At 76.5% G+C, this 11989-nt stretch carries 9 protein-coding genes; all 9 read right to left on the bottom strand.

Annotation, left to right across the window (positions count from 1 at the left end; all coding sequences use genetic code 11):
• Window positions 1-31: 31 nt before the first annotated feature.
• On the bottom strand, window positions 32-1012 hold the full coding sequence (locus NPS70_RS04705) for an ABC transporter ATP-binding protein (protein ID WP_308314979.1): 981 nt from the start codon (window positions 1010-1012) through the stop codon (window positions 32-34).
• On the bottom strand, window positions 1009-1986 hold the full coding sequence (locus NPS70_RS04700; RefSeq protein ID WP_256522730.1) for an ABC transporter ATP-binding protein: 978 nt from the start codon (window positions 1984-1986) through the stop codon (window positions 1009-1011). The genes NPS70_RS04705 and NPS70_RS04700 overlap by 4 nt, the downstream gene beginning before the upstream one ends.
• Entirely contained in the window at window positions 1983-2933 is a 951-nt protein-coding gene (locus tag NPS70_RS04695; RefSeq protein ID WP_256522729.1) for an ABC transporter permease, read from the bottom strand. Before NPS70_RS04695 ends, NPS70_RS04700 begins: the two co-directional genes overlap by 4 nt.
• Complete coding sequence (locus tag NPS70_RS04690) at window positions 2930-3907, bottom strand: ABC transporter permease (RefSeq protein WP_256522728.1); 978 nt, start codon at window positions 3905-3907, stop codon at window positions 2930-2932. The genes NPS70_RS04695 and NPS70_RS04690 overlap by 4 nt, the downstream gene beginning before the upstream one ends.
• 81 nt (window positions 3908-3988) lie before the next feature.
• Window positions 3989-5902 carry an ABC transporter substrate-binding protein gene (locus tag NPS70_RS04685; RefSeq protein ID WP_256522727.1) on the bottom strand — a complete coding sequence of 638 codons (1914 nt, stop codon included), beginning with the start codon at window positions 5900-5902 and terminating at the stop codon, window positions 3989-3991.
• A gap of 201 nt (window positions 5903-6103) precedes the next feature.
• Window positions 6104-9127 (bottom strand): SCO5717 family growth-regulating ATPase, encoded by a 3024-nt coding sequence (locus tag NPS70_RS04680; protein WP_256522726.1) that lies wholly within the window; start codon window positions 9125-9127, stop codon window positions 6104-6106.
• Between the two features lie 329 nt (window positions 9128-9456).
• Window positions 9457-9690 (bottom strand): DUF397 domain-containing protein, encoded by a 234-nt coding sequence (locus NPS70_RS04675; RefSeq protein ID WP_256522725.1) that lies wholly within the window; start codon window positions 9688-9690, stop codon window positions 9457-9459.
• Between the two features lie 203 nt (window positions 9691-9893).
• Window positions 9894-10607, bottom strand: a complete 714-nt coding sequence (locus NPS70_RS04670; protein WP_256522724.1) for a hypothetical protein — start codon at window positions 10605-10607, stop codon at window positions 9894-9896.
• A complete protein-coding gene (eccE, locus tag NPS70_RS04665; protein ID WP_256522723.1) occupies window positions 10607-11971 on the bottom strand; it encodes a type VII secretion protein EccE in 1365 nt (454 codons plus the stop codon). Before eccE ends, NPS70_RS04670 begins: the two co-directional genes overlap by 1 nt.
• Window positions 11972-11989: the final 18 nt, after the last annotated feature.

Below are 11989 nucleotides of genomic sequence, written 5' to 3'. Positions count from 1 at the left end.
GCCAGCGCACCGCCCCGCGGACGTCCGACCGTCACGCCCCGGCGGCCGCCCAGTGGCAGGCCACCCGCGGGGCCGGGCCGCCCGGCAGGACCGGCAGCTCCGTCCCGCGGCACGCCCGCGCCACCCCGGCCCGCTCCGCCGCCCCGGACGCCAGCACCGGGCAGCGGACGTGGAACCGGCACCCCGCCGGGATCCGTGAGGCGTCCGGCGGCTCGCCCTCCAGGACCACCGGCTCGGCCCCCGACTCCGGCAGCACCGACAGCAGCGCCCGGGTGTAGGGGTGCCGCGGTGCCGTCAGCACCTCCTCCACCGGCCCGGACTCCACGATCCGCCCCAGGTACATCACCGCCACCCGGTCCGCCACGTTCCAGGCGAGCCCCAGATCGTGCGTCACCACCAGGGCCGACAGGCCGAGTTCCCCGCGCAGCCGCAGCAGCAGCGCGAGGATCTCGCCGCGTACCGAGGCGTCCAGCGAGGCCGCTGGCTCGTCCGCGACGATCAGCTCCGGGCCCAGCACCAGAGCCCCCGCGATCACCACTCGCTGGCGCTGCCCCCCGGACAGCTCATGGGGGTGGCGCAGCAGGTACCGCTCCGGCGGACGCAGCCCGGCCCTCGCCAGCGCCCCTGCGACGGCGGCCCGCTCGTCCCCCCTCAGGCCGTGGATCCGCAGCCCCTCGGCGACCGCCTCGTACACCGTGTGCCGGGGGTTGAGGGAGCCGTTGGGGTCCTGGAGCACCAGCTGCACCCGTCTGCGGTACTCCTTCAGCGCCCGGGTGCCGCGTCCCGGCTCCCGCCCGTCGAAGAGGACCCGCCCCGCCGTGGGGGCGACCAGTCCCAGCAGCGCACGGGCGAGGGTGCTCTTCCCGCAGCCGGACTCGCCGACCAGGGCGACGATCTCCCCGCGTCCGACGTCCAGGTCGACGCCGTCGACCGCCCGGGCGGCAGCCGTGCCCCGCCGCCCGGGGAAGGCGACGCGCAGGCCGGTGGCGGACAGCAGGGCGGGTGCGGTCACGGTGTACTCGCCTCCGGGGCAGAGAGGTGCAGACAGGCCGCCCGGTGGGCCTCGCCCGCCGCGACCAGGACCTGGTCCTCGGTGGTGCAGGCCGCGACGGCGACGGGGCAGCGCGGATGGAAGGCGCAGCCGGCGGGCAGCGCCGCCGGGTCGGGCGGATCTCCCGGGAGGCCCTGCGGGGCGCGGCGGGAGGCCGGGTCGCCGATCCGGGGGAAGGCGGCGGACAGCGCCCGGCCGTAGGGGTGCCGGGCCGCCTCGTGGACGGCCCGCGCGGGGCCCTCCTCGACGATCCGCCCCGCGTACATCACGGCGAGCGTGTCGCAGGTCCGTGCGAGCATCCCCAGGTCGTGGCTGATCATCAGCAGGGCGATGCCCTGTCCGGCCACCAGCCCGCCGATCAGCCGCAGCACCTGTGCCTGGACCATCACGTCCAGCGCCGTGGTGGGCTCGTCGGCGACCAGCAGCCGCGGACGGCAGGCCAGCGCCATGGCGATCATGACGCGCTGGCGCTGGCCGCCGGAGAGCTCGTGCGGATAGGCGTCCGCCCGGGAGGCGGGCAGTCCGACCTGGCGGAGCAGCACGTTTGCCCGGGAGCGCGCCTCGCCGGGGGAGACGCCCTCGTGCAGCAGGACCGGTTCGGCGATCTGGTCACCGACGCGGTGCACGGCGTTCAGCGAGTGCATCGCGCCCTGGAAGACGATGGACGCCCCCGCCCAGCGCACCGCCCTCAGCCGCCCCCACCGCATGGTGAGGACGTCCTCACCGGCGAGCAGCACCTCGCCGGTGGTCCGGGCGGAGGCGGGCAGCAGCCGCAGCAGTGCCAGCGCCAGGGTCGACTTGCCGCAGCCGGACTCGCCCGCCAGGCCCAGTGTGCGCCCCGCCTCCAGGGAGAGGTCCACGCCGCGCAGCGCGGGCACGGCCCCCGCGCCCGAACCGTAGGTCACCCGCAGGTCCCTGACCCTCAGGAGCGTCACCGCCCCACCCCCAGCCTCGGGTTGAGCACCGATTCCACGGCACGCCCGCACAGGGTGAACGCCAGCGCCACCACCGCGATGGCGATGCCCGGCGGTGCCAGGTACCACCAGTGGCCGGAGGAGACGGCCCCCGCCTCACGGGCGTCCTGGAGCATGCCGCCCCAGGAGACGACCGTCGGGTCGCCCAGTCCCAGGAAGGCCAGGGTCGCCTCGGTGAGGATCGCCCCGGAGATGCCCAGCGTCGTCTGCGCCAGGACCAGCGGCATCACGTTGGGCAGCACGTGCCGCCGCATCACATGCCCGTGGCCGCCCCCGAGGGCCCTGGCCCGCTCGATGTACGGGCGCGACTCCACGGCGATCGTCTGGGCGCGCACCAGGCGCGCGGTCGTCGGCCAGCTGGTGACGCCGATCGCGACGACCACCGTCGCGACGCCGCGCGACATCACCGTCGCCAGCACGATCGCCAGGACCAGGGTGGGCATCACCAGGAACCAGTCGGTGACCCGCATCAGCACGGTGGCGGGCCACCCGCCGAAGTGCCCCGCGATGATCCCCACCAGCGTGCCGATGGCCACCGACAGCACCGCCGCGAGCAGGCCCACCGTCAGGGAGATCCGGGCGCCCCACACCAGCAGCCCCAGCAGCGACCGCCCGAAGCGGTCCGTCCCGAGGGGGAACCGGGCGCTCGGCGGCTCCAGCGCGGAGCCGGGGGCGTCGGCGACGCTGCGCACTCCGGAGCCGACGAGCAGCGGTGCCCCGAGCGCCAGGATCCCGATCAGCACCAGGGCGCCGAGCCCGGCGACGCCGCCGCGGTGGGCGCGGTACGCCGCGAGGAAGCGCGCCGCGGAGCGGCGGCGGCGGGCCCGGGCCAGCGCCCGGGCCGTCGGTACCCCGTCGCCCTCCGCGGCGGGGGAGGGGACGGCCCCCGGCCCGGGACCCGCGGTCATCGTGCCACCCGGGGGTCGAGCAGCGGATACAGCAGGTCCGCCAGCAGGTTCATCAGGATCATGGCTCCGGCGAAGACGAGGAACAGCCCCTGGACCAGGGGCAGGTCGGGCACGCTCAGCGCCTGGTAGAACAGCCCGCCGAGACCCGGCCAGGAGAACACCGTCTCGACCAGGATCGAACCCGCGGCCACATGGCCCAGGTTGATGAAGACCATGGTCACCGTGGGCAGCAGCGCGTTGGGCACGGCGTGGCGGCGGCGCACGGCCGCGTCCCGCAGGCCCTTGGCGCGGGCGGTGGTGAGGTAGTCCCCGCCCATCTCGTCCAGCAGTGAGGAGCGCATCACCAGCAGGGTCTGCGCGTAGCCGACCGCGACCAGCGTCAGCACGGGCAGGACCATGTGGTGGGCGGTGTCGAGGACACGGGCCGCTCCGGCCGTGTCCCCGGAGTCCATCCCGCCCGTCGGGAACAGCCCGGGCAGCGGCCCCACCCCCACCGAGAGGACCGTGATCAGCAGCAGGCCCAGCCAGAAGGAGGGGATCGACCACAGGGTCAGCGCCACACCGGTGTTGATCCGGTCCCCGGGCCCGCCGCGGTGCCATGCCGACCGGGTGCCGAGCCACAGCCCCAGCGCCGAGTACAGCACGACCGCCGTGCCGGTCAGCAGCAGGGTGGCCGGCAGCCGGTCCGCGATCAGCTCCGCCACCGGGGCGCGGAACTGGTACGAGGTGCCCAGATCCCCCGTGAGGGCCCCGGTGCAGTAGTCGGTGAACTGCCGCCACAGCGGCTGGTCGAGGCCGAACTGGCGGCGCAGGGTGTCCATCTGCTCGGCCGAGGTGGGCATCCCGTGCGTCATGGCCCGCACGGGGTCGCCCGGGACGACGCGGAAGAGGAAGAAGCCCGTGACCAGGACCGCCACCAGCGAGACGGCTGCCCCGCCGAGCCGACCGGCCGCGTGGGACGCATAGGCGCGCATCCGCCCGCGGCCCCCCGGGGCCCCCACCGCGGGGGCGGTCGCGGCGCCGCCCGCGGCGGCGCTCACCGGAGTGCCGCCCGGCTACTCACGGTCGTCCGCCGTGGACCGGCGGCGCATCACCACGACCGAACCGGCCGCCACCGCCAGCAGCACGGCCGCCCCGGCGCCGAGCGCGAACCCGGTGGCCGCGCCGCCGCCGGAGGCCTCGCGGGGGGCGGCCGGCTCGGCCGACCACCAGCTCCAGTAGCCGTCCTGCCCGTAGATGTTCCCGGCTGCCTCCGGCATTGTGGTGAGGGAGGCGATGTGGTCGGTCCGGTAGGCCTCCATCGCGTTCGGGTAGGCCAGGATGTTCATGTACCCCGTGTCGTAGAGCCGCGACTGCATCCGCCTGACCAGCGCGGCCCTCTTCTCCGGGTCGTACTCGGCCGCCTGCCGCTCGTACAGCTCGTCGTAGGTCCGGTCGCAGATGAAGTTGTCCGTCGCGCCGCTCGCCCCGGGGGTCTCCGGCAGGGCGGCGCAGGTGTGGATGGAGAGCACGAAGTCCGGGTCGGGGTTGACCGACCAGCCGTCGAAGGCGAGGTCGTAGTCCCCCTTCAGCCACGGGTCGGAGACGTTGTCCAGGCACTCGACGGTGAGCGTGATGCCCAACGCGCCCCACCACTCCCGGAGGTAGCGGCCCACCGCCTTGTCGTTGGGGTCCGTCGCGTGGCACAGCAGCCGCAGCTCCAGCGGTCTGCCGTCGGGACCTGCGCGGCGGCCGTCCCCGTCCTTGCGGTACCCCGCCTCGTCCAGCAGCCGTGCCGCGCGCTGCGGGTCGTGGCCTATGCGCCGGTCGGGTGCGGGCTTCCAGAAGTACTGCGAGAAGCGAGGAGGTATGTACCCCTCGCCCTCCACCGCGTGCCCCTGGAAGACCCTGCCGACGAGCGCGGTGCGGTCCACGGCGTGGAAGAGCGCCCTGCGTACGTCGGGGTCGAGCAGCGCGGGGTGGCCGTTGCCGAAGGACGTGCCGTCCTGGGCGCGGGCGCCCGGGTTGACGGCCAGGGCCAGGAAGCGGCGCCCGGGCGCGTCGTTGACCGCGATGTCCGCCGCGTCCTCCAGCGAGTCCGCCTGGGCGGGGGTGAGCCCCTGCACGAAGGAGACCTCCCCCTTGCGCAGCGCGGACACCGCCGCGTCCCCGTCCTTGTAGTAGCGGAAGACCAGTTCGTCGAAGCCGGGCGCGCCGCGCCAGAAGTCCTTGTTGGCCTCCAGCCGGATGAAGCGGTCCACCTCGAAGCCGGTGATCACGAAGGGCCCGTTGCCCACCACGGGGAAGGCGGCGTCGTTGCCGAAAGCGGCGAAGTCGTCGACCTTCTCCCAGACGTGCCGGGGCACGATCGGCACGTCCAGCGCGGTCATCGTCGCCTGGGGCTTCTTCAGCTCGATGACCAGGGTCCTCGGGTCGGGCGCCGTGACCTTGCGGAAGTTGGCGGTGAAACTGCCGTTCGCGGTGGCGGCGTCCCGGTCCCGCATCATCGTGGTGAAGGTCCAGGCGGCGTCCTCGGCGGTGGCGGGCCGCCCGTCGGACCAGGTCGAGTCGGAGCGGATGGTGAACGTCCAGGTGAGCTTGTCCGCCGAGGCCTTCCAGGCGGTGGCGAAGCCCGGGACGGTGCGGCCGTCGGCGGGGTCGTAGTTGGTCAGGTACTCGTAGGCGAGGCGGTGGATCGAGGTGCTGACCAGGCGCTGGGCCAGGAACGGGCTGAGCGAGTCGACGCTCTGCGAGACGGCGACGGTGAGCACCCGGCGCTCCCCGTCGCCGGCGGCGGTCCGGCCCGGTGCGGCGGCGGGTGCGTGGGCAGGAGGGTGCGAGGCGGCTGCGGGGGAGGGCAGGGCGGGGAGCAGCAGGGCGGCGAGTGCGGCCGCCACGGCGGAGGCGCGGAAGACGGGAGCGCGCCGGACGGGGGCGCGGCGAGCGGGGGTGCGGTGCCACGGAGTGCGGGCTAATGCAGGCAGGCGCATGGGCGGTGACCTCGCGTCAGGTGTCGCCGGGACGAGACGGGCGGGTGGGCTCGGGTTCGCGCTCGGGTGAAGCGACGGTGCATCCCTGTGGTCATGCCGCGCCAGCGGCCGCCCAAACCCCCGGTGGGCTGCGGGGACACGGCACAGGGCCCGCACCGGGAATCCGGTGCGGGCCCTGCGAGGGTGTAGACCTCTGCCGCCCTACTGCTGAGGGGCCGGCGGCGGCGGAGGCTGCTGACCGGGCCAGCCGTGAGGCGGGACGTGCCCCCCCTGGGCCGGGTCGGCGGGAGCGGGGTCCTGCGGGGCGGCGGGAGACCCCGGTGCCCCCGGGGCGGCACCCTGGCCGGGGAACGGCCCCTGCTGCCACGCCGGGGGCGCCGGTGCCTGCGGAGGCCCGGCGTACCCCTGCGGCGGGTGCGGGTGCTGGGGCGGCGCCGGGGGCTGCGCCTGCGGTGGATAGGGCTGCCCGGGCGCCTGGGGGTGTCCCTGCTGCCAGGGCTGCCCGCCCGCCGCCCCCGGAGGCATCTGCGGCGCCCCGTGCGGACCGCCGGGGTGTCCGGGCATCGGCGGTGCCGCCTGCGGCGGCGGGTTGCCGTCAGCCGTCCACAGCCCCTGCTGCTGCTGGGCCCTGGCGAAGTCCTCGGCGATCAGCGCCGAGAGGTTGAAGTACGCCTCCCGGGTCTTGGGCCGCATCATGTCGAGGTCGACCTCGGCCCCGGCGGCCAGGTGCTCGTCGAAGGGCACCACGACCACCCCCCGGCAGCGCGTCTGGAAGTGCGCCACGATGTCGTCGACCTTGATCATCTTTCCGGTCTCGCGCACCCCCGAGATCACCGTGACGGACCGCTGCACCAGCTCGGCGTACCCGTGGGCCGAGAGCCAGTCCAGGGTCGTCGAGGCGCTGCTCGCGCCGTCCACGGAGGGAGTGGAGATGATGATGAGCTGGTCGGCCAGGTCCAGCACCCCGCGCATCGCGCTGTACAGCAGGCCCGTTCCCGAGTCCGTCAGGATGATCGGGTACTGGCGGCCCAGCACGTCGATCGCCCGCCGGTAGTCCTCGTCGTTGAACGTGGTGGACACGGCCGGGTCCACGTCGTTGGCGATGATCTCCAGCCCGGAGGGCGCCTGCGAGGTGAAGCGCCGGATGTCCATGTACGAGTTCAGGTACGGGATGGCCTGCACCAGGTCCCGGATGGTGGCCCCGGTCTCCCGCCGCACCCGGCGCCCGAGCGTCCCGGCGTCGGGGTTGGCGTCGATGGCGAGGATCTTGTCCTGGCGCTCGGTGGCGAGCGTCGAGCCCAGCGCCGTGGTGGTGGTCGTCTTGCCGACCCCGCCCTTCAGGGAGATCACCGCGATCCGGTAGCAGGACAGCACCGGCGTGCGGATCAGCTCCAGCTTCCGCTGGCGCTCCGCCTCCTCCTTCTTCCCGCCGAGCTTGAAGCGGGAGGCGGCCGAGGGGCCGCGACTCGACTTGGGCTTCTGCCTGTTGCTGCGCAGCAGCCTGTCGGAGGAGAGCTCCACGGCCGCGGTGTAGCCGAGCGGCGCACCCGGGACGGAGCGCTCCCGCTGGTCGTGCGCGACGGGCGTCGGCCAGGCGCCGCCGGTCCTCGGGTCGACCGCCGCCCCCGGCGCCTGCCCGGCCGGCGGTGCCTGCCGGGGGAAGCCGTAGCCGCCCGGTCCGGGCGGGGGCGCCTGCGGCGGCTGGTGTCCGGGCGCGTGGGGGGCCGGGGGTGCGGGGTGCCCGTGCTGGGGGGCGTGGCCGGGGGGTGGGAAACCGTAGCCGGTGGTGCCGGGTGCCGGCGGTGCCTGCTGGGGGAAGCCGTAGCCGCCCGGTCCGGGTGGCGGCGGCTGCGGGGGCTGGTGTCCGGGCGCGTGGGGGGCCGGGGGCGCCTGGGGCGGGACGGTGGTCGGCGGTGCCTGCTGGGGGAAGCCGTAGCCGCCCGGTCCGGGCGGGGGCGCCTGCGGGGGCAGGTGTCCGGGCGCGTGAGGGGGCTGCGGGGCACCGTGCGCCCCGGCAGGCGCGTCCGACGGGGGCTGCGGGGCGGCCGGGCCCTGCGCGGGGCCCCCGGCCTGCGGTGCCGGCTGCCCGGTCCCGGGCCACTGCTGCGCGGCGGCGGGCGCGGCCGGGTGGTACGAGGGCGGCAGCGGCGGCAGACCCGGAGGCAGCGCGGCATCCGGGGCGCCGGGCACGGAGGGGCCCGGGGGGGCCACCGCCACCGGGACGTCCGGGACGGGGGGTCCGGGCTCGGGCGCCGGGGCGGGAGCGGGCGCGGCGGCCTCCGGCACGCCGGTGCCGCCCTCCGGGGCGGCTCCGGGCACTCCCGGACGGACGGCCGGGGCACCGCCGCCGTCCGGCAGCGGGCCGTCGCCGCCGAGGTCCCGCCCCTGCTCGGCCGAGCCGTCGGCCTGCGGAGCACCGCCGCCGTCCGGCAGCGGGCCGTCGGCCGGAAGAGCCGGCGGGGCGGTCGGGGCGGACGGCTCCTCGGCGGGGTCCTCGTCCCCGGCGGCTGCCGGCGGGGCGTCCTCGTGTGCACCCGCCGGGTGGCCGGCCTCGGGGGCTGCCGGTGCGGCCTCGTGCGGCGCCGGGGCGCCGGGGCCGTCCGCGGCGGCCGCCGGGGGTGCGGGGGCGGCGGCGTCCGCCGCCGTGTCCGGGGCACCGGCCGCACCGGGACCGGCCTCCGGCGCCGTCGGGGCACCGCCCCGGGCCGCCTCCTCGGCGGCCGTGCGCTCGGCGATCTCCCGGCGGAGGGCCGCGGGGGAGAAGCGCATCGTCGCGCCGCTCTCGACGTCGCCGGCCGCATCGCCGGCCGCCGCCTCGGGGGCGGCGGAGGGGGCGTGCGCCCCGGCTGCCGACGGCGGGAGGGCCCCGGGACCGGGGGCGTACGGGGAGGGCCCGGGTGGCTGGTGCGCCGACGGTCCCCCGTCCGGCCCGGGAGCCCGGTCCGGCGCCGGGGCGGCGGCGGGCGGATTCGGCGGCGCGATGGACCAGTTGGGCTCGTACCCGCCGTCCGAGGGCAGCCCCGGCACGGGAGTCCCCTGCGGCGGAGGAGGGGACGGGTCCTGCGCGGCCGCTCCTCCGGCGGTGTCCGCCGACGCGTTCTGCGTGTACCAGGCGGGAGGGGTGTAGTCGATGGTGAACTCGCCCGTCAGCTCGACGGACTCCGCGTCGGACTCGTCGACGGGAAGGTTCCAGCCCCCGTGGATGTCGTCCCGATCGCCGTTCACTGTGCCTCCTGAAGTGGTCGAGCACCCTGGTGCCGTCATGGGTGTGGGGGCCACCGTTTCACTCCGGACGGGCCCGGCTCTCCCCCTGCGCACGGCATGCGCGACCGAAGGGCCGCGCACCGCGCGCCCCACCCACCCTAGTCGCCGCCCGCGCCACTTCGTCAGGCCCGTCCGCCCCCGGCCGGTGTCCCGTGCGTCACGCCGTGGAGGACGGCGGGACGCGCCTTCGGGGTGTGTACCGTCAACGTCCGCAGCCGCAGGGGCCGATGGCGCCCGCACCGGGGCGGGCGCCGGGATCCGGGCAGGGGGCTCTCAGGAGCGGCCCCCGCTCACGTGAGGTCGAACTCGCCGTCCCGGGCGCCGAGGACGAACGCCCGCCACTCCGCCTCGGTGTAGCGCAGCACCGTGTCCGGGTCCAGCGACGAGCGCATCGCGACGGCGCCGCCGGGCAGATGCGCGATCTCGACCCGTTCCTCGTCGGGGCTGGTTCCCGGAGGGCCCTGCCACTCCACGCCGGAGATGTCCAAGGCGTACAGCTCGTCCTTCTCCTGCGCGCTGCCCACGTGTTCCCCTTCCGCCGCTGCCCTGCCGATGACCGGAGGTCGTGCGACGCCCCGCGGGAGTCCCGCCCCGGCGCCACCCCTGCATCCTAGTGCCGCGCCGGGCGGTGCCCGCCCCGCTGCGGGCGAAGTCCGGCCGGCGGGAAGGGAGTGCGCCGCGACCCGGTACGGGCCGAGGACCCCCTCGCCCGCCCGGGAGCAGGGGGTCAGTCCATCCGGCGCGGCGAACCGAGCAGCCCCGACTCGGCGTCCGTCGCGCTCGTCATGATCCACTGGCGGTCCTTGCCCGCGCACCAGAGCGTGACGCCGTCGGCCAGCGTCGGCAGCGCGGCCACCTCCTGCTCCGTCAACCCCAGGATGCGCCCGATCTGCCCGGCCTCCTGCGGGGACACCCGCTGGATGCCCACCAGCGTCGAGGACCGCAGCAACCGGGGTGCCACCGGGCTCAGGTACGGCAGCAGCGTCACCACCGACTGCCAGGGCGAGGACACCACCCGGCCGCGCGGCGGCCGCATGCCGCAGTCCCGGAGGACGACCACGGGGCTTCCGACGGAGGCACCCATCGGCGGCACCCGCCCCACCTCGTGCAGGGTGATGCACTCCAGCCCCGCCCCCGCCGCCTGGGCGAGCGTCGTCCACGCCTGCGGCCGTCCGGTCTCCACGCTCACGCGGGCACCGGTGCCGGCCGCGCGCAGCGCCAGGACCTGGGCCGTCCACAGGCCGCCGATCAGCAGGACGTCGTAGGGGGTCGAGCGGTGCAGCCCCAGCACCTGGGACCGGCCCTCGGCGTCCTCGCCGAGGACCACGCCGTCATCACCCACGGGCAGGGAGAGCGCACCGAGGTCCGTCGCGGGCAGCGAGTGCCCCGCCTGACGGGGACCCAGCAGGGAGCGCAGGCTCCTGGTCGTCGGGCCGGCCATCAGCGGACACCTCCGAGCGGCAGGGTGGCCAGGGCGCCCGGCAGCTGCTCGCGGTCCAGGCGCAGCAGGCCGACCTTCGCACCGCGTGCGGCCTGCTCCAAGTCGCGCCGTACGCCGACCAGTTCCGTGTCCGAGGCGCCGGTGATGCGCACATGGCCCGCGATGTCCACCGCCCCCTGCCGCACGCCCCGCCGCACGGTGAGGCTGATCGTCGTCGCATACGCCGGGACCCCGGTCAGCAGGGCGACCAGCTTCGGCAGCGGCGTGGCCGCCCGGCCCAACTCCGGCCAGCGGCCGACCGCGTAGGCGGTGTGCCAGCGGTCGTCGCAGCGCCAGACGCGGGAGGTCTCCGCGGTGCGGCGCTGCGCCGCGGTGTCGGGCCGCCCGGCGCGGGCGGCCGCCCGGGGCGAGGCGCAGGCGGCCGTGGCCACCGCCGAGTTGAGCCCCTCCTGGTCGAGCACCGCGGCACGGAACCCGGCCCCGGTCACCCGGCTCGCCACATGGTCGGCCAGCCGCACCAGGCACCGCTGGGCGCCGGGGACGCCTCCGCCGCGGGCCTGCACGGCCTCCCGGCACTGCTCGGGGTCCAGCTTCACCGCGATCCAGGTCATCCGCAGGGCCGGTGCACCGGTGCGCTCCTGGAGCGGGGCGTAGGACAGGCGGGCCACCGACTGCTGCGGCAGGTGGGGAGCCGGGGCCGGGCGCACCTGCTGCACCAACTGCACGGACTCCGCGGCGATGTCGTCCACCCGCAGCGCGTCGCCCAGCAGCGCCAGTGACAGGGCGCGCGCGCCGGAGGAGGGCCGCAGGGCGGCACCCTCCGCCTCCACCCGGACCACGGCGGTCAGGAAGGACCCGTCGCCGAGCATCCCCACCGTGCGCCGGTCGCGGTCGACATAGGGGAACGGCCCGAGGCCGGGCACGCTCTCGGCGACCGGGGCCAGCGAGGCGTCGGCCTCCGGCGGTGCCGGGAGGGTGCGCTTCCTGCGGGTGCGCAGTGCACGGGCGGTGGCCAGCCAGTCCTGTACGGCCTGACCGCGCCGGCGCACGACCGCGAGCAGGGCGAGCAGCCCGGCCGCCGTCGCCGCGGGCACCAGCCACAGCCCGCCGAGCACCAGGCCGACGGCGACCAGGGCCAGCGCGGCCTGGAGCAGCACCAGTTGACGCAGCGGGAACGGGCCGATGCGGTCCGCCCGGGACAGCGGACGCAGCACCGTCCGCGCGGGGGGCCCCGGCGTGGCGGGGGCCGCGGCGGACTGGTGCCGGGCGGAGGGGTTGCTGCGTTGCCGCCGGGAAGTCCCGGCACGCCTGCCGGGCGGCCGGCCGGTGGTGCGCCCGTTGCGCGCGCGCGTCGCCGTACCCATCGCCGCGTTGCCCCCTCG

It is taken from the genome of Streptomyces sp. C10-9-1 (genome assembly GCF_024497955.1).
In the GTDB taxonomy this organism is placed as follows: Bacteria; Actinomycetota; Actinomycetes; order Streptomycetales; family Streptomycetaceae; genus Streptomyces; species Streptomyces sanyensis.
Note: the sequence above shows the minus strand (reverse complement) of the source record. Positions and strands in the feature narration are given on the sequence as shown.